General features: G+C 70.0%; 16 protein-coding genes, 1 tRNA gene and 2 pseudogenes. 9 read left to right on the top strand and 10 right to left on the bottom strand.

Features of this window, described 5'->3' with window-relative positions:
• Positions 1-118 precede the first annotated feature (118 nt).
• A tRNA-Thr gene (locus F3T56_RS11080) sits at positions 119-192 on the top strand.
• 404 nt (positions 193-596) lie between these two features.
• On the opposite strand, the gene F3T56_RS11075 is transcribed toward F3T56_RS11080, so the two are convergent.
• Complete coding sequence (locus tag F3T56_RS11075) at positions 597-1,475, bottom strand: aminoglycoside phosphotransferase family protein (protein WP_149824676.1); 879 nt, start codon at positions 1,473-1,475, stop codon at positions 597-599.
• A gap of 61 nt (positions 1,476-1,536) precedes the next feature.
• Between F3T56_RS11075 and F3T56_RS11070 the strand changes: the two are divergent.
• Positions 1,537-2,011: pseudogene (locus F3T56_RS11070) on the top strand (NAD(P)/FAD-dependent oxidoreductase); the annotation flags it as partial.
• On the opposite strand, the pseudogene F3T56_RS47680 reads toward F3T56_RS11070, so the two are convergent.
• The 3 genes and pseudogenes from F3T56_RS47680 to F3T56_RS11055 form a co-directional block, all read right to left on the bottom strand.
• Positions 1,987-2,266 (bottom strand): annotated as a pseudogene (locus tag F3T56_RS47680) (hypothetical protein); the annotation flags it as partial. The pseudogenes F3T56_RS11070 and F3T56_RS47680 sit on opposite strands and share 25 nt — an antisense overlap.
• Before the next feature lie 46 nt (positions 2,267-2,312).
• Positions 2,313-3,284: a zinc-binding dehydrogenase gene (locus F3T56_RS11060; protein ID WP_149824675.1), complete on the bottom strand. Its 972-nt coding sequence runs from the start codon at positions 3,282-3,284 to the stop codon at positions 2,313-2,315.
• A 46-nt stretch (positions 3,285-3,330) separates the two neighbouring features.
• Positions 3,331-4,629 carry an FAD-dependent oxidoreductase gene (locus F3T56_RS11055; protein ID WP_149824674.1) on the bottom strand — a complete coding sequence of 433 codons (1,299 nt, stop codon included), beginning with the start codon at positions 4,627-4,629 and terminating at the stop codon, positions 3,331-3,333.
• 147 nt (positions 4,630-4,776) lie between these two features.
• Between F3T56_RS11055 and F3T56_RS11050 the strand changes: the two genes are divergently transcribed.
• Positions 4,777-5,445: a pentapeptide repeat-containing protein gene (locus F3T56_RS11050; RefSeq protein ID WP_149824673.1), complete on the top strand. Its 669-nt coding sequence runs from the start codon at positions 4,777-4,779 to the stop codon at positions 5,443-5,445.
• A 21-nt stretch (positions 5,446-5,466) separates the two neighbouring features.
• On the opposite strand, the gene F3T56_RS11045 is transcribed toward F3T56_RS11050, so the two are convergent.
• The gene (locus F3T56_RS11045) at positions 5,467-5,967 is read right to left on the bottom strand and encodes a hypothetical protein (protein WP_149824672.1); all 501 of its coding nucleotides are present in this window, start codon (positions 5,965-5,967) and stop codon (positions 5,467-5,469) included.
• A gap of 7 nt (positions 5,968-5,974) precedes the next feature.
• Between F3T56_RS11045 and F3T56_RS11040 the strand changes: the two genes are divergently transcribed.
• Complete coding sequence (locus F3T56_RS11040) at positions 5,975-7,462, top strand: M1 family metallopeptidase (protein ID WP_149824730.1); 1,488 nt, start codon at positions 5,975-5,977, stop codon at positions 7,460-7,462.
• Between the two features lie 12 nt (positions 7,463-7,474).
• Here F3T56_RS11040 and F3T56_RS11035 read toward each other — a convergent pair whose 3' ends face one another.
• On the bottom strand, positions 7,475-8,023 hold the full coding sequence (locus tag F3T56_RS11035) for a GNAT family N-acetyltransferase (protein WP_149824671.1): 549 nt from the start codon (positions 8,021-8,023) through the stop codon (positions 7,475-7,477).
• Between the two features lie 153 nt (positions 8,024-8,176).
• Here F3T56_RS11035 and F3T56_RS11030 point away from each other — a divergent pair, with 153 nt between their 5' ends.
• Positions 8,177-9,433 carry a TolB family protein gene (locus F3T56_RS11030; RefSeq protein WP_149824670.1) on the top strand — a complete coding sequence of 419 codons (1,257 nt, stop codon included), beginning with the start codon at positions 8,177-8,179 and terminating at the stop codon, positions 9,431-9,433.
• Between the two features lie 109 nt (positions 9,434-9,542).
• On the opposite strand, the gene F3T56_RS11025 is transcribed toward F3T56_RS11030, so the two are convergent.
• Positions 9,543-10,118 carry a TerD family protein gene (locus tag F3T56_RS11025; RefSeq protein WP_149824669.1) on the bottom strand — a complete coding sequence of 192 codons (576 nt, stop codon included), beginning with the start codon at positions 10,116-10,118 and terminating at the stop codon, positions 9,543-9,545.
• Positions 10,119-10,316: 198 nt separating this feature from the next.
• Between F3T56_RS11025 and arfB the strand changes: the two genes are divergently transcribed.
• Entirely contained in the window at positions 10,317-10,754 is a 438-nt protein-coding gene (arfB, locus tag F3T56_RS11020) for an alternative ribosome rescue aminoacyl-tRNA hydrolase ArfB (RefSeq protein WP_149824728.1), read from the top strand.
• 166 nt (positions 10,755-10,920) lie between these two features.
• Entirely contained in the window at positions 10,921-11,817 is an 897-nt protein-coding gene (locus F3T56_RS11015; protein WP_149824727.1) for a sigma-70 family RNA polymerase sigma factor, read from the top strand.
• A gap of 139 nt (positions 11,818-11,956) precedes the next feature.
• On the opposite strand, the gene F3T56_RS11010 is transcribed toward F3T56_RS11015, so the two are convergent.
• Positions 11,957-12,439 (bottom strand): flavin reductase family protein, encoded by a 483-nt coding sequence (locus tag F3T56_RS11010; protein ID WP_149824725.1) that lies wholly within the window; start codon positions 12,437-12,439, stop codon positions 11,957-11,959.
• Positions 12,440-13,005: 566 nt separating this feature from the next.
• On the opposite strand from F3T56_RS11010, the gene cdgB reads away from it, so the two are divergent.
• On the top strand, positions 13,006-14,784 hold the full coding sequence (gene cdgB / locus F3T56_RS11005; protein WP_149824668.1) for a diguanylate cyclase CdgB: 1,779 nt from the start codon (positions 13,006-13,008) through the stop codon (positions 14,782-14,784).
• Positions 14,785-14,955: 171 nt separating this feature from the next.
• Complete coding sequence (locus F3T56_RS11000; RefSeq protein ID WP_149824667.1) at positions 14,956-15,915, top strand: carbohydrate-binding protein; 960 nt, start codon at positions 14,956-14,958, stop codon at positions 15,913-15,915.
• A 138-nt stretch (positions 15,916-16,053) separates the two neighbouring features.
• Here the strand turns inward: F3T56_RS11000 and F3T56_RS10995 are convergent, their stop codons facing one another.
• A complete protein-coding gene (locus F3T56_RS10995) occupies positions 16,054-16,383 on the bottom strand; it encodes a peptidase inhibitor family I36 protein (protein ID WP_149824666.1) in 330 nt (109 codons plus the stop codon).
• Positions 16,384-16,504: 121 nt separating this feature from the next.
• Positions 16,505-17,431, bottom strand: coding sequence for a 1-phosphofructokinase (locus tag F3T56_RS10990; protein WP_149824665.1), 927 nt, complete (start codon positions 17,429-17,431; stop codon positions 16,505-16,507).
• Positions 17,432-17,573: the final 142 nt, after the last annotated feature.

Raw genomic sequence — 17,573 nt, 5'->3', positions numbered from 1 at the left:
GGGTGCACGGATGGTTACGCGCAGTTTTATGGTCGAGGTGAGTGCCGAACTTCGTGGCTTGGGGAAACGGGCTCTGTGTACAGTGGAGCAGCCTGGACGCGCGGCGTTGAGGCGTAGCGCCTCCTTAGCTCAGCTGGAACGAGCAGATCACTTGTAATGATCAGGTCGTCGGTTCGAATCCGACAGGGGGCTCAGCTGAAACCCCAGGTAAGAGCTCTCTTACCTGGGGTTTTCTGTTCTTCGGATACGGCTGTTGGTGGGGTGGGGGCCCTGCGGTCCTCGGTCTCAGGAACGAGTCCGGGGTTCTGGCCGGTCCAGGAGTACCCGGGGGCGATGGTCGTGGCACGTCTGCGACCTGGCCGCTCACAGGATGGGCATGAGCGACGAGCGGGACGTGAACGTAGGGCGCGCGGTCTCAGTCATGGTCTCAGACGTCGTTGATTCCGAGCCCGTCCGCTGTCGTCCATCCAGGTCTGGAGCGCAGTGTCACCAGGGGCGGAGCCCAGTTCGTGAACGCCTACAGACACCCCCGGATCAAGATCGGACAACTTGTCATGCGTAGGTCGTCGGTTCGAATCCGACAGGGGGCTCCACCTTCACCGCAGTCGGCGGGCGATCTCCAAGTCGTCCGCCTGGAGCGGTCGACCTTCCTCCACCTCCCAGACGGCGTTCTGCAGTAGTCGCCCCAGCGTCCAGGCCCGCGCCCGCTCCCGGTCCAGGTTCAGGACCTCGGTCATCGCGTCGAAGCGCCAGTGGACCTCGTCGGGGTCGAAGCGGTTGTTCAGGGCCGGCCAGAGGTCGAAGGCGGGGTCGCCGGCCAGGGGCTTGGGGTCGATGGCCAGCCAGGGGGTGCGGTCGGTGGCGAGGACGTTGTCGAAGTGCAGGTCCCAGTGGAGCAGGCGGTCGCCGGGTTCGGCCATGACCTCGCGTACGGCTGCGGCGCAGTCGGCGATCAGGCGGCGGTCGGTCGGGTCCGTGATGCGGTCCAGGACGGGTGGGGTGCGGTTGAGCATGTCGGCCGCGATGTCGGCCAGGCGGCGCATGCCAGGGGGTGCGGGGGTGGCTGTCAGGTGGGCCAGGAGGCGGGCGATGACCAGGACGGCCTTGCGGGAGTCGGGCTCGTAGGTCAGCATCCGGGCGGGGTCGAGGCGTTCGAGCAGCATGGTGCCGGTCTCGTCGTCGTGGTCGAGGAGGCGTACGGCTCCGTCGCCGTTCCAGATGCGCAGGGCGATCGGTTCGCCCTCGCTCTCGTCGTCGAGGAGTTGGAGTTTGAGGACGGCGGGGGTGTTGTCGGTCGTGCGGACCACCGGTACGACCAGGGCGCACATGCCGTGCATGGGTGGGCCGTCGAGGCGGAGGTCCCAGCGGTCCAGGAAGGTGGCGGTCAGGCGCGGGAGGTCGGTGATGAATGCGCGGCCGGCCGCGCCGTTGGTCTTTTCCTGGGTTTCGGCGAGTTCCTCCGGAACATCGATCATGCGCCGACACTACGTGCGCGTGTTCGCGTGTGCCCGGGTTCCCAGCCGTTGGCCGGGGAATGCGGCGCCGTTTTTGCGGATCGTGGTGCTGGAGCAGAAGTTCTTCGGGTACGGGGCCTCCGGGCGTAATGGGGGGTGGCTGTACAACGGGGTCGCGGGGCGTGATCGGTATGCGCGGCTGCATGGGCATCAGGCCGCCGTGCGGCTTCAGCGGGTGATGAACGACACCGTCGAAGAGGTTGTGCGGGTGGCGGGGGCGGAGGGGGGCGACGCCGATATTCGTGGGGTCGGCCTGGACGCCGCACGGGGCGCGGGTGAATCCGGTGAAGCTGGTGACGGGGCTGGCGGCAGTGGTCGAAGGGCTGGGGGTCACTGTCCATGAGTGGACGCCGGTTACCGAGATTCGGGCGAAGCATGCGGTCACGTCGTACGGGACGGTTCGGGCGCCGTATGTGTTGTGCTGTACCGAGGGCTTCACGGCGAGTCTCATGGGGCAGCGGCGGACCTGGCTGCCGACCATGCCGATGATGAACGCGCGCTTGCGGCCGAGGAGGTCGGAGACGCGGCCGCCGAGGAGGAGCAGGCAGCCGAAGGCGAGGGTGTAGGAGGTGATGACCCTCCCCCACTGCCTAAAGGGCGTGAGGGGACCTCCAGCGGTTGCCGTCGGACATCCCTGGGTCGCGCTGGGCGGAGGGGAGGGCGATGTTCACGATGGTCGCGTCGAGGATGACCATCAGTTGGGCGAGGGCTATGACGACCAGGGCCCACCAGCGGTGGGGGTCGGGGGCGATGGGGGTGTGTGGTCCAGCGCTGGGGCAGGGCGCCTCATGGAGGTGGTCACGGTTCCAGCACCACTTTGCCGGTCGTGCCGCGGGTTTCCAGGGCGCGGTGGGCGGCGGCCGCCTCGGTGAGGGGGAAGCGGTGGACGGCCGGGGTGAGGTGGCCGGTGGCGGCTTCGGTGAGGGCGCGGAGTGCGAGGGTGCGGAGGGGGTCGGGGCCGCCCGCCCTGCGGAGCATCTCCTCGCCCAGGACGGACTCCGAGACGCCCTCGACGAGGTACGGGCTCCCGTTCTTGATGCCTTCCGCCGACCAGCCGAAGACGATGTGCTTGCCGCTGGGTGCGAGGAGGGCGACGGACTCGCGGGCCGCCGTCCCGCCTACGCCGTCGAAGACCACCGTGACCTTCCCCCGGTACGCGGCGACCCGCTCCGGCCAGGTCGGTTCCGTGTAGTCGACGGCGAGATCGGCGCCGTTCGCCGCTACCCGCGCCGTCTTCTCGGGGCCGCCGGCGAGGCCGATGACGGTGGCGCCCGCGTTCTTGGCGTACTGCACGAGGAGGGTGCCGATACCGCCGGCCGCGGCCGGGATCACGGCCACGTCGTCGGGGCCGGGTTCGGCGAACTGCAGGATCCCCATCGTCGTACGGCCCGTGCCGACCATCGCGACGGCCTCCGCGAAGTCGAGGTTCTCCGGGATCTCGTACAGCCGTTCGGCGTCCGTGACGGCCAGTTCGGCGTAGCCGCCGGGTACGAAGCCGAGGTGGGCGGTGACGCGCTTGCCGAGCCAGTGCGCCGGGGTGCCCTCGCCGAGGGCCTCGACGACTCCGGCGACCTCGCGGCCGGGGATCGTGGGCAACTCCGGTGCCGGGCCGGGCCCTTGGTGACCTTCTCGTAGGGCCGCGTCCAGCAGATGTACGCCGGCCGCGGCCACGGCGATACGCACCTGGCCGGGGCCGGGCTCGGGGTCCTCGACCTTCTCGTAGGTGAGGTTCTCGGCCGGGCCGAAGGTGTGCAGACGGATGGCGTGCATGGAGGCTCCCTCTCGGGTTTTCGTTCGATGGGCCCAGCCTCCGACCTCAAGCATGCTTGAGGTCAAGGGTGTTCTTCGACTGCCTTCCGAGGGCCAGTGAGACGGCGGTGAGGGCACTGTTGAACGACACCTCCGCGAGCACGCCCGGTGCGGCGACCTGGTCGCCGGCGAGGTACACGTCGTCGCCGCGGTCCACCGCCGGGCGGTCGCGCCAGCTGGTGCCGGGCGGGTCGACCGCGCCCGTACGGCCGTTGGCGGTCGACTCGCGACGCCAGGTGACCCGGTCGCGCCAGCCCGGGAAGCCCAGGTCGAGGAGGTGCTCGCCACGGGCGACGCCGGCCGCGCGGGACTCGTGCGGCGCGATCGGGAACTGCCCCTGGATCAGTTGCTCGCCGGCCGGGGCGAGGGTGCGGTCCTGTGCGGTGAAGCGTTCGATCCAGCCCGGGGCGTCCAGGTCGGAGACGGCGAACGCGTCCCCGGTGGGGGTCCCCCCGATCGAGCGAAGCCGAGAGTGGGGGAGCGTTCGTACGGCGATGTCGAGGAGCGCGGTACGGCCGCTGGGCCAGGTCAGCGAGTCGTCGTGGAGCAGACGGCGGGCGGCGTCGAGGGAAGTGGCGACGATGACGGGTCCGGATCCGGGTCCGCGTACGCGTCCCGGTCCGGGTCCGGTTCCGTGTCCGGCAGTCCCCGGGAGGTCGTCCAGGCTGTCGATCCGGCTGAGGGTCTCCATGCGGACGCCGAGGTTCCAGGCGCGGGCCGCCATCCGGTCGATGACGCTCGCCCAGCCGCCGCGCGGGTAGTGCGCCTCCGGGGGCAGCTTGGTGGCCCGGCGCAGACGTTCCTGCACGAACGCGGCGGAGAGGGCGCCCGGGGCGTGGTGGAACAGGGCGACCGCCGCGTAGTTGGCGGCGGCGCGGGCGGCTTCCTCGCCCGCCTGTTCGGTGGCCCAGGTGTGGAAGTCGACGTCGACGGGGGCGCGGTGGTGCGTACCGCGCCGCAGCAGCTTGAGCATTCCGAACGGCAGGGTGCGGCGGAGGGCGCCCTTGTGGTGCAGGCGCAGGCGGGCGACCTCCAGGGCCGGGAGGGGCGCGAGCGGTGCGATCAGGTCGCGCTGCGCGAGCCAGGTCCAGTGCGGGCCGCCGCTGTACAGCGCGTGCGGGCCCTCGTTCGTACGGTACGGCCCCTCGGCGGTCCGGGCCCGGCCGCCCAGCGTGTGGTGCGCCTCGTACACGGTGACCTTGGCGCCCGCCTCGGCAGCGGTGACGGCTGCGGTGAGGCCGGCGAAGCCGCCGCCTATGACGGTGATGTGGGTGGGGCGGGTGCGGGTGGTTCGAGCACGGTGCATGGGTGGGGCTCCCTCGGGCCGGGTGTCGCTTGTCTGCCTGTCTGTGCATAGGACTGATTGAGGGCGCCGGAATGTGACATTGGGGCGGCTGTGGCGGAGTTTGTGCAGGTCAGTGGGATTGTCGGTGGTGGGGTGCAGGATGGGGGCATGGTGAGGGCGAGGTCGGTGGTGAAGAGGGCGCGGCGGCCGGAGGTGCGGTTGCCGGAGCTGGAGGCGTACGGCGATGGGGGGCTGGAGCCGGACGGGGACTATGACGGGTTGGAGTTCCGGGAGGAGGACTTCGGAGGGCAGGACGGTGGGGGTGCCCGGTTCATGGACTGTGCGGTGATGGGTTGCGCGCTGGATGAGACTCGGCTGCACCGTGCCCGGCTGCTTGATTCCGTCCTCACCGGTATACGGGGCGTCGGCACGGACCTCTCCGAGGCGACCCTCCGTGATGTGGAGCTCGTGGACGCGCGACTCGGTGGTGTTCAGCTGCACGGGGCCGTGCTGGAGCGGGTGCTCGTCCGTGGCGGCAAGATCGACTACCTCAATCTCCGCGAGGCCCGGCTCAAGGACGTCGTCTTCGAGGACTGCGTTCTTGTCGAGCCGGACTTCGGGGGTGCGAGGTTGGAGCGGGTCGAGTTTGTGGGGTGCGCGTTGAAGGGGGTGGATCTGAGCGGGGTGACGTTGAGGGACGTCGACCTGCGTGGGGCCGTGTCGGTGGAGATCGCACGGGGGGTGGAGCGGTTGTCGGGGGCTGTGATCAGTTCGGCTCAACTGATGGATCTGGCACCGGTGTTGGCGGGGGAGATGGGGATTCGGGTGGAGGGGTGACGGGCGGCGGGGCGAGAATCCCTAGGGCACCCGGGGGAAGCGGGACTGGAGGGTCCAGATCGCCGGGTTCTCCCCGAGGTCGTCGTGCAGATCGCACAGGTCGGCGATCAGGTCATGCAAGAAGTCCCGGGCCTCGCGCCGCAGCTCCACGTGGGAGAAGGTCAGCGGCCGCTCCTCCGCCGGCATCCAGTCCGCCTCGACATCCACCCACCCGAAACGCCGCTCGAAGAGCATGCGATCGGTCGACTCGGTGAAGTCCAGCTCCGCCCGCTGCGGCCGAGCGGCACGGGAGCCCGCCGGATCCCGGTCCAGCCGCTCCACGATGTCGCACAGCGCCCACGCGAAGTCCAGCACCGGCACCCATCCCCAGGCTGTGGACAACTCCCGGTCCGCCTTGGTGTCGGCGAGGTACACGTCACCGCAGAACAGGTCGTGCCGCAACGCGTACACATCCGCCCGGCGGTAGTCCGTCTGCGGGGGATCGGGGAAGCGGTTGGAGAGGGCGTAGCCGATGTCGAGCACGTACGTGATGGTGTCATGTCCCCATAGGCTCTCCGACGTGTTCCGATCCGTACGTTTGCGCTCCGCCGCCGTAGTCGCCCTCAGCCTGGCCCTGACCCTCTCGGCGTGCACCGACGACGACACCGCACGGAGCCCCCAGGGCACCGGCACCCCCGGCGCCGCCGGCCTGCGGGACCCGTACTTCCCGAAGATGGGCAACGGCGGCTACGACGTCACCCACTACGCCCTCACCCTCGACGTCGACCTGGAGCGGAACTCCGACCCCGGCCACCACCTCGCGGGCACGGCGGTCATCACCGCCCGAGCCACGCAGAACCTCAGCGCGTTCAACCTCGACCTGAAGGGGCTGGACGTCGAGTCGGTCACCGTCGGGGGCGAGGCGGCGCGCTGGAAGCGGGCGGGGCAGGAGCTGACCGTCCGCCCCAAGGCCGGGGTGGGCGAAGGGGAGACGTTCCGCACGACCGTCCGCTATTCCGGCACTCCCAGGATCATCACCGACCCGGACGGCTCCCAGGAGGGCTGGCTGCCGACGACGGACGGCGCGCTCGCGCTCGGCGAACCGACCGGCTCGATGACCTGGTTCCCCGGCAACCACCACCCCTCCGACAAGGCGACGTACGACATCACGGTCACCGTCCCCAAGGGCCTGCGCGCCGTGTCCAACGGGGAGTTGAGGGACGAGTCGGCGAAGGACGGCCGTACCACCTACGCCTGGCGCTCCACCGACCCCATGGCGAGCTATGTGGTGACGGTCGCGATCGGCACGTACGAGATTCGCCGCACCGCAGCCGGGAAACTGCCGGTGTACGTCGCCGTGGACCCGGCCCAGGTCAAGGACAGCCGAGCAGTGCTCGACCGGATTCCGGAGATCATGAAGTGGGCGGAGGGCAGATTCGGGCCGTACCCCTTCTCTTCCACCGGCGCGATCGTCGACCATCCGGGTGCCGCCGGGTACGCCCTGGAGACCCAGAACCGCCCCGTCTTCCCCGGCGCCCCCGACCTCGGGCTCCTCGTCCACGAGCTGGCCCACCAGTGGTACGGCGACTCCGTCACCCCGAAGACCTGGCGGGACATGTGGCTCAACGAGGGCTTCGCCACATACGCCGAGTGGCTGTGGCAGGAGGATCACGGCGGCGACACGGCCCAGGAGATCTTCGACGCGGTCTACGAGGGCCGCCACCACGCGGACGCCGCCTCGAACGAGGCCGTCTGGGCCTTCCCGCCCGCGAACCCGCCGAGCGCCGACCGCATCTCCGACCCCCCGGTCTACGAGCGGGGCGCCATGGTCCTCCACAAGATCCGCCAGGCGATCGGCGACGCCCCCTTCTTCGACCTCCTCCGGAACTGGGCCACCACCCACCGCCACGGCAACGCGAACACGGCCGACTTCACCGCGTACGCCGAGAAGTTCGCGAGGAGGACGAGCCCGGACGCGGACCTGGCCCCTATCTGGAAGGAGTGGCTGTACGGGGAGGGAAAGCCGCCGAAGGCCTGATGCCTCGTCTCCTCACAGGGGCCTGCGCAACACGGAGCACGGGCGGCCCAGTTGCCGATCCGGGCGGCGGGCGATGACCTCGTAGCCGAGGGATGTCCAGAAGGCGAGGCCGTTCGGGTTGTTGTCGAGGACGGCGAGTCGTACGGCGGTACGGCCGGCCTGCCGGAACCGATCCTCGACACGTGAGGCCAACTCCCGCCCGTATCCCCGCCGTTGCGCACCCGCAGCCACGACCAGCAGCCCGATCCACGGGTCCGGGTCGGCCGGATCGGGATGCCGGGCGAGCGTGATCGCCACCCCGGCGAGCCGCCCGTCACCGTGCCTCCGCCCCAGCATCACCTCCACATCCGGGTTCGCCAACTCCACCGCCAGCGCCGCCCCCACCTGCTCGGGACGGATGTCGTCCGCGTCCGGAAAGTCACCGCTGAGGGAGAAGAAGGCGCGGTTGGAGGCGTACAGGGCGGTGATCTCGGCCAGAAGCGGACCGGGGACGGTACTGGGGACGCGACCGGGCCCGGTCCCGTCCTCGGACGCGGCGCGGAGACGTTCGAGTAACAACATGACCCGCACGCTATCGACCGCGTACGCATGCATTGACCCCTCGCCGGTGGCGCGCTTTCATCGCACGCATCCTCGTGGGTCCTCTGCGCCGGGCCGGGGGCACGGGGTGGAGGGGGCGGGCGTGGTCGTCCCCGGCCGAAGGGGGAGCCACTGATGAGACCTTCCTTACGCATCTCACGTATCTCCGTGAACGCCGCCGTTCTGCTGGCCGTCGTCATCTGTCTCACCGGGCCCGCGGAGGCGGCGAGCGGCGACGAGGTGCCGAGCGTCGCCCCGCGCACCGAGCGGATCAGCGTGGCCCCCGACGGCACCGGCGGTAACGGGCACTCGGGGGAACCGGTGGTCAGCGCGGACGGGCGCGTCGTGGCCTTCATATCGTCGGCGACCAACCTGGTCCCGGGCACGGATGTGCGCGACGGCGTCTTCTACCGGACGGCTCCCGGCGCGCCTCTGCAGCGCGTGGTGGTGCCGGGGGAGACGACGTCGTCGCCCCAGCTGTCCGAGTCGGGGCGGTACCTGACCTTCACCTCGTTCTCGGCGACGACCCAGAAGAGCTCCAAGCATGTCATGGACCTGCGCACCGGGAGCGTCGAACGCCTGGCTCCCGCGATGGGCGAGGGCAACGAGGGCTATCAGGTGTCGTACGGCGTCGCCCCGATCAGCGCGAACGGGCGGTACGTGGCCTTCGTCGCCCGGCCCACCGTCGACCCGAACGGCGCGTTCGCCTGCCGGGTCATGCTGCTGGACCGCCGGACGCAGCGGGTCCAGCGGGTCAGCCGGCCCGCCGACGGCTCGAAGAACTTCCACCGGTGCACGCAGATCTCGATGAGCGCCGACGGCCGCAAGGTCGCCTATCTGGAGGGCTACTCCGGGCCGGCCACCGGCGACCAGGGCGACATCCTGGTGTACGACCGGGTGAGCGGGCGGACCGTACACGCCGACGCCACCCATCACGGCGCGCCGGCCGACACTGCGGCGGTCGGTCCGGTGCTGAGCGCCGACGGCTCCAAGGTCGGTTTCAACTCGTCGGCCACCGACCTGGTCCCCGGCGACGACCCCAACACCTCCGTGAACGCCTTCGTCCGCGACCTGCGCACGGGCGAGCTCCGGCGGTACGACGGCCACGACCCCACCGATCTCACCCTGCTGTCGGACCTGTCGTGGAACGGCTCGAAGCTGCTCCTGAACACGGCGGACGCGAACCGTACGTCGCTGGGGCTGATCCTGCGTGATCTGCGCACCGGCGAGGAGGAACTGCTGTCACCGGGAGCGGACGGCCGGCCGCTCACCGCGGGGCGGGCGGCGCTGAGCGCGGACGAGTCGACGGTCGTGTTCGACTCCTACTACCCCGGCCACGTACCCGAGGACACGAACCTGATCGGCGACGTGTTCGTCCGGACCCTGCGCTGAGCCACGGGACTCCGTGCTGAACCACGGGCGAAGGCCCCGGCGCGGCGGTGGGTGCCGCGCCGGGGCCTTCGGGGCCGTCAGACGTTAAGGCTGTCGGACGTTGGGGCTGTCAGACGTTGACGCCGAAGTCCTGGGCGATGCCGACGAGGCCGGAGGCGTAGCCCTGGCCGACCGCGCGGAACTTCCACTCGGCGCCGTTGCGGTAGAGCTCGCCGAAGACCATGGCGGTTTCGGTCGCGGCGTCCTCGGAGAGGTCGTAGCGGGCGATCTCGGCGCCGCCGGCCTGGTTGAGGATGCGGATGTAGGCGTTGCGGACCTGGCCGAAGTTCTGCGAGCGGTTCTCGGCGTCGTAGATGGAGACCGGGAAGACGATCTTGTCGACGTCGGCGGGGAGGCCCGCCAGGTTGACGTTGATCGCCTCGTCGTCGCCCGCGCCCTCACCCGTGCGGTTGTCACCGGTGTGGACGATGGTCTGGTCCGGGGTCTGCTTGTTGTTGAAGAAGACGAAGTGGCCGTCCGAGTAGACCTTGCCCTGCGTGTTGACCGCGATCGCGGAGGCGTCGAGGTCGAAGTCCGTGCCGGTGGTGGTGCGGACGTCCCAGCCGAGGCCCACGGTGACGGCGGTCAGGCCCGGAGCCTCCTTGGTGAGCGAGACGTTGCCACCCTTGGACAGGCTTACAGCCATGGTTGGGAGTCCTTCCCTCGTTGTGTACTGGCGAACCTACAGCTACCCCAATGAACGCCGTGAGGGGTGGTGAAGGTTCCAGATGTCGCCCAGTGTCTTTGCTTTCTTTGCCTACCGGCACCCGGAAGGAATATCGGGGCAAGGATGGCAGGGACGGCAAGGAATATTGGGGTGACGCGAGCCGACGGGGACGGGAACATGGACGGCATGTCCGGTCCCTACGTCATCCGCGGCTCCGTCTCGCTTCCCGAGGCCGAGCTCATGTGGCGTTTCTCCCGGTCCTCCGGTCCCGGCGGACAGCACGTCAATACCAGTGACTCGCAGGTCGAGCTGCGGTTCGACCTGGCGAACACCGAGGCACTTCCCGAGGTGTGGAAGCGGCGGGCCCTGGAGCGGCTCGCCTCGCGGCTCGTCGACGGCGTCGTCAGCGTACGGGCCTCCGAGCACCGTTCGCAGTGGCGAAACCGGGAGACCGCCGCCGTACGTCTCGCCGCCCTTCTCGCCGAGGCCACGGCCCCGCCGCCCAAGCCGCGTCGGCCGACCCGTATCCCGAGGGGGATCAACGAGCGGCGGCTGCGGGAGAAGAAGCAGCGGTCCGACACCAAGCGGGGGCGGTCGGGGCGCGACTGGGGCTGATGAGGGCGGCCGTGGGGCTGTTACATCGGTGGGGTGGGATTCGTCAGGTCCGTAGAGAGCGACTACGGAGCATGACGACGAGGAGTGGCCACCCATGAGTGACCGGGCGAGTGACCGGATGAGCGGCACGACGAGCGACGTGCGCGATGCGAGCGACGTACGCGACGTGCGCGACAGTGAATTTCTCGCTCGGCGGTTCGAGTCGCACCGGCCCCGTCTGCGGGCCGTCGCCTATCGCATGCTGGGGTCGCTCGCGGAGGCGGACGACGCCGTGCAGGAGGCGTGGCTGAAGCTGAGCCGGGCGGGCTCGGGTGACATCGACAACCTCGCCGGCTGGCTCACCACCGTCGTCGGGCGGGTCTGCCTCGACATGCTGCGGTCCCGGCGGTCGCGTGCCGAGGAGCCGCTGGCCGGGCCGGATGGTTCGGCCGGCTTGGGCGACGGTGGGCTGCGGATGCCCGAGCCCGTCGTGAGTCCCGTCAGCGGGATGGACCCCGAGCAGGAGGCGTTGCTGGCCGATTCCGTCGGGCTCGCCCTGCTCGTCGTACTGGAGACCCTGGGGCCCGCCGAGCGGCTCGCCTTCGTGCTGCACGACCTCTTCGGCGTCCCCTTCGACGACATCGCGCCCCTCGTGGGCCGTACGCCTGCTGCCGCGCGCCAGCTCGCCAGCCGTGCGCGGCGGCGGGTGCGGGGCGGGGCGCCGGTGGTCGAGGCCGACGTCGAGCGGCAGTGGGAGGTCGTCGAGGCGTTCCTCGGGGCGGCGCGGGACGGGGACTTCGAGGCGCTGGTGGCCGTACTGGCGCCGGACGTGGTGGTGCGGTCCGCCGCCGGGGTGACCCGGGGCGCGACGGCGGTCGCCTCGCGGGCCGCGATGTACGCCCGCCTCGGGCAGTTCGTCCGGCGGGCGCTCGTCAACGGGGCGGCGGGGCTTGTCGTCGTCCGGGACGGGCGGGTCGAGCGGGTGCTGTCGTTCGCGGTCGCGGAGGGGCGGGTCGCGGCGATCGATGTGGTGGCCGAGGAGGATCGGTTGGCCGCGCTCGATATGGCGCTGTTGGGGGCGTAAGGGCCACGGGGCTCAGTAATTGGCAGCTCAGTCCCAGGGATACGCCTCCAGGCGCTGCAAAACGCCTGGATACGGCTTGTTTTAGGGCCCGCCGCCGAGACGAATCTGCCAATTGGTGCCTACGACCCAGAAGTCGCCCTCACCCCAACTGCCGGTACCGCCCCCGGAAGTAGGCCAACGGCCCCGCGTCCGCACCCGGCACCGACGCGTTCAGCACGCGGCCGATGACGAGGGTGTGGTCGCCGGCGGTCACGCGTTGCTCGGTGCGGCATTCGAGGGTGGCGAGGGCGTCGCTGATCAGGGGGGCGCCGGTGGCCTCGCCGCGGACGTACGGGATGTCCGCGAAGAGCAGGCGGTCGCTGACGCGGCCCTTCATGGCGAAGCGGCCGGCGATGGTGCGCTGGTTCTCGGAGAGGAGGGAGACGGCCCAGAAGGGCTGCTCGGCGAGGAGGTCGTCCATACGGGAGCCCTCGCGGAGGCTGACCATCACGAGGGGCGGGTCGAGGGACACGGACATGAAGGACGTGGCCGTCATGCCCGCGTCCTCGCCGCGCGGCCCCTCGGGATCCAGCGGCGCCTCGTACGCGGTCACCAGGACCACCCCCGAGGCCAGCCGCGACATGGCCGCCCGGAACTCGTCTTCACTCACCCCTTCAGCATGCCCGCCACCACCGGCCCCGGGCACAGCCGGGGGCACCGCGACGACGGGGGCGGAGGGGACGGATCGAGGTGAGCGTGGGGTCGCGGAGGGGGCTATGGATGGAGTCTTCGGCACGCTCGAACGCTAGCCCCCGCCCACCACCCGCCACATCGGACCAGGGCACGAGGCCTCGCTCGGACCAGGGCCCCACGCCCACCCGGACCTCCGACCTAGGGCCCTTCTGTCGGATCTCGGCGGCATCCGACGCCCTCGTCTACCCCGCCCCACAGCCCCCACACAGAGTTCTGAATCCTTCAGGAAGTGCACCGGGGAAACGCATAAACTCCACTCAATTGCTCACGTTCTGCTGTGACTTGAGTCACAGGGGCCATATTTTGTTGACCCTGTGTACCGAGTGGGCTCCGCGCTGTGATTCAGTGGCGGGGACGCTGCAAGCTGTAAGCGGGAACTGTAAGCATAGTAAGCCTGCGAGTTACGTAGGTTACAGCGATTGCGCCAGCTGCCACGAGATCTCGGGGGGAGGGCGAATGGAAACCGAGTCGGAGCCTTACGTCCGTCTGACCACGCTGCGGCAGCTGCACCAGGTGATGGCGGACATGAACACCGCACGCAGCCTGGCCGACACGTTGCAGACCGTCGCAGACGGTGTGGTCAACGGCCTCGGCTACGAGCTCGCGTGCGTGAACCTCGTCCGCCCCGACGGCGATCTGGTCGTGGCCGCCCTCGCCGGGAACTCCGCCGCCGAGGCCCTGATCACCGGCCGCGTCGGCTCGCGCGCCTCCTGGGACCGCCGGTTGAGTATGGGCGAGGCCTGGGGCGACCTGCGGTTCATACCGCACACCGAGGGCTGGGTGCTCGACGAGGACGACGTACCGCAGTGGTACACCGACGGCCCGGCACCCCGCTTCGAGGACGAGTGGCACCCCTCCGACCGGCTCTTCGCACCGCTGTACACCCCGGGTCCCTCCGGCGCTTCCTGCGGCGAGCTGCTCGGCGTGATCTCCGTGGACCGGCCGCGCAACGGTCGGCGACCGGGCGCATGGGGTCGTGAAGCGCTCCAGATGTACGCGTTCCAGGCCGCCATCGCGATCAGCAACGCGCGTCTACGTGCCAATATGCAGCGCGCGCTGGTCAGGCTCGAAAGGGAGCAGCAGGCGCTGCGGGCCAGCGAGGAATCCTTCCGGCAGGCCTTCGAGTACGCCCCCTCCGGTATGGCCATCGCCGAGATGGGCGGCGATCAGCACGGCCGGATCCTGCGGACCAACGACGCGCTGTGCCGCCTCCTCGGCCGCCCCGCCTCCGCCATGCGGCGCTACGCCTTCTCCGATCTCGTCCACCCCGAGGACATAGGCACCCTGCTGCGGACCTCCGCCGAGGGCGGCCGCGCCGAGCTGCGGCTCGGGCGCCGCGACGGGACGTACGTCTGGGTCAGCCTCCGCAACTCCGTCGTGGCCGACGCCGCCGACGGACCCCGCTTTCTGCTCACCCACGTCGAGGACATCGAGGAGCGCAAGCGCCGCGAGCTCCAGCTCGCCCACCGCGCCTCCCACGACGCCCTCACCGGCCTGCCGAACTCCGCGGAGCTGCGCTCCCGCCTCTCCGCCCGCCTCTGCCAGCGCCCCCAGGCCGTCCTCGCCGGAACCGGTGCCGGCGTCGGCGCCGACTCGGCGGACCCGGGCTTCGGACAGGACGCGGCCTCCGCGCAGTACGGGGAGTACGGCGAGTACGGCGAGTACCTCGGACCCGGCGGATCCGGCGGGCACCCGGCGTCGCAGCCGCCGCACCCGTCCTTCGACGAGTACGAGGCGGGCGGGCACGCCTTCGACTTCCATGCGGGCGGCGGGCCGTTCGACGCCTTCGACCACCATGTGCACACCGTCGCGCCCGAGGACGAGCGGGACGACGGCACCAAGGGGCTCGCGGTGCTCTTCTGCGACCTCGACGGCTTCAAGTCGATCAACGACCGGTTCGGGCACAACGCGGGCGACGCCGTCCTCATCGAGGTGGCCCGGCGGCTCAGCCGGGGCGTGCGCGACGGCGATACGGTGGCCCGGCTCGGCGGTGACGAGTTCGTCGTCCTCGCCGACGGGCTCGGCCGCGCCGACGCCCAGGACCTCGCCGTACGCCTGCGCAACGAGATCATCCAGCCGATCCGGGTCGACGGCCGCGCGATGCGCGTCGGCGCCAGTTTCGGCATCGGATGGGCACACTGCGGGATGACGGCGGACGAAGTCTTGAAATCAGCTGACGAGCGGATGTACGTCGAGAAACGATCTCGTCCCAAACAGCACCGCCGAGCCGGATAGCGCGTGGATAAGGCCAGGTGAGCGGTTCATTGGCGGGATGATGAGGTCTGAGTCACCCGTTTGGAGCAGCGTGAGCGGGTAGGCTCGCTCTTCTACACCCCCGTGTCCACACCCCCCTGCAAGACCGCCCACCTGTACCCGCATGTACCGCACCGCTTAGGAGACCTAGGGATGACGCCCGGCAACAACGGCGCGAGCACGCCCGAGGACGACGACCCGTTCGGCTACCTGTACGCCGACGGCCAGGCCCGAGGGGCCCAGCCGCCCACGGGGAGCTACGGCTACCCGAACGCGGTCAACCGGGTGCGGCCGGTAGGCGAGCGCCAGTACGGGCAGACCCAGCAGGCCCCTCAGGCGCCCACCGCGGCGTACGGCCAGGTCCCGCAGCAGCAGACCGCCTACGGCCAGCCCAACGCGCACCACCAGGCCCCGGCCCCGGAGTCCTTCACCGGCGGCGCCCAGACGACCCGTCAGCAGTCGTACGGCGGTGGCGGCGGCCGAGGCCGTGGCCCGAACACCAAGGGCCTGCTGATCGGCGCGATCGCGGTCGTGGCCGCCGTGGTCATAGGCATCGGCGTAGCCCTGCTCAGCGGCGACGACGGCGACAACACCGGCAACAACGCCGGCGCCTCCACCTCCCCCACCACCGGCCAGAGCACCGAGCCCAGCCCCTCGGCGAGCAAGTCCGCCGCAGTGGAGGAGGACGCGGAGCTCCCGAAGGCCGAGGCGAAGACCCTGCTGCTGGGCGGCAACGCCATCACCGCGTCGGACGTCCCGGGCGCGAAGTCCGAAGGCGGCTTCTACGTCACCAACTTCAACTCGGTGGGGTCGTCCGTGACTTGGAAGATCGAGGACTTCGCCAAGGCCGGCCAGTACAAGCTGTACGTCCTCTACGGCGTCCCCGGCAAGGACGCCAACGCCACGCTCACGGTCAACGGCACCGCCCAGACCCGCCCGCTCAACCTTGGGAACTTCTCCAAAGCCCCCGAGGGCGACTACGAGAAGGGCTGGACTAACACCTGGGCGCTCGTCCAGCTCAACAAGGGCACCAACGAGGTCAAGATCTCCTGCGAACAGGGCAACTCCTGCGACGTCAACATTGACCAGTTGTACCTCGCCAAGGACTCCTGAGCTGTCAGCTAAGGAGTTCAACAGGGCTGGGACGACCAAGTGGAACGCACACAGTTGAGGGCCGCCAGCACGGACGGCCCTCAACTGTCGTGAATCTCTAACTGTAGAAGGCGCCCCCGAGCCATGGCCCGGAGAACGTCATGGGCCCCACACGGACATACTCTTGAAACTCCACGGAGTCTTCGCCGAGTAGTGGCCCGTCTTGATGTCGATGCGGGCGCCCTTGCAGTAGTCACCCTTGTAGACGGAGATGCGTCTGCCGGTCTGGTTGGACACCGATCGGCCCTTGCGGGGGAAGCACCCGGTGGACCTGTTGTTGATGCCCATCTTCCCCTTGAAGTTGGCCTTCGTCCAGTGACAGACATAGTTCTTCGGGCACTTCGTCGCGGCCGACGCCGACTGGCCGGTGGTGAGCGGAAGGGCGGCGATGACTGCCGCTCCGACTAGAGCGAACAGGCGTAACTTCATGGTGAGTTGCTCCACTTTCTTGATCGAGATCGGTTGACTGTGACCATTTCAAACTTGAGTTCGAAATGCCATTGAATATCTCGCCACAGAGAGTGGTTCTTCGGTCATGTGTAGCAAGACGTCAGGCCGCCGTGGCCTCGCCCGTCACCGCCACCTGGGGCAGGAGTTCCTCGTAGAGCTCCTGGTCGAACTCGCCCCCCACGGGGGACAGTACGGCTGCCGCCGACAGGGCCCCGGCTCGGGTGAGGCGGGTCGGCCAGGGGAGGTTTTCGGTCAGGGCCGAGAGGAGGCCGGCGACCGCCGCGTCGCCCGCGCCGGTGGGGTTGCCTCGGAGGGGGCGGGGTGGGGTCGCCTGCCAGTGCCCTTCCGGGGTGTGGGCCAGGAGGCCTTCCGGGCCCAGGGAGGCGACGACCGCGTGGGCGCCTCGGCGGCGGACGTCTCGGGCGGCTCGGGACGGCTCGTGGGAGCCGGTGAGTTCGGCCAGTTCGTCGGCGTTCGGCTTCACGATGTCGGGGCGGGCTGCCACACCTCGGCGTAGCGGCTCCCCGCTCGTGTCCAGCAGTACGGGTACGCCCCGCGTGCGTGCCGTTCGGATCAGGGTCGCGTACGCGCCCACCGGTATCCCCGGCGGCAGGCTGCCGCACAGGGCCACCGCCGAGGCGGAGCGCAGCAGGTCCTCGTACGCCTCCTGGAAGGCCAGCCATTCGGCGGGGGCGATGAGCGGGCCGGGCTCGTTGAGTTGAGTCGTGTCACCGGTGGCTTCAACCACGGTGATCGTCCGGCGCGTCGATCCTTCGACGGGGACCAGTGCGTCCACCACGCCCGGGGTGCGGGTGAGTTGGTCCTGCAGTGCCCGCCCGGTCGTGCCTCCGACGAACCCCGTCACCGTCACCTCGTGGCCGAGGGTCGCCAGCACCCGGGCCACGTTCAGGCCCTTGCCGCCGGGCCGTTCGGTGACCTCGGTCACCCGGTGGGTTGTGTGGGGCCTGAGGTCCCGTACGCGATGGGTGATGTCGAGAGCGGTGTTCAGCGTGACCGTGAGGATCACCTGGGCCTACCCCCTCGATGTCGCCGAGTCTGTCGAGTATTCAGAGTGCGCCTGTCGGGCGCGATTGCGGAGGCACGATCATGCCAAAAGCGCGGCGGTCGGCCCAGTCCCCCGGGACAACCGCCGCACTTCACACGACATG

This window comes from Streptomyces tailanensis (assembly GCF_008386495.1).
In the GTDB taxonomy this organism is placed as follows: Bacteria; Actinomycetota; Actinomycetes; order Streptomycetales; family Streptomycetaceae; genus Streptomyces; species Streptomyces tailanensis.
This window is presented reverse-complemented; position numbering and strand designations above follow the sequence as displayed.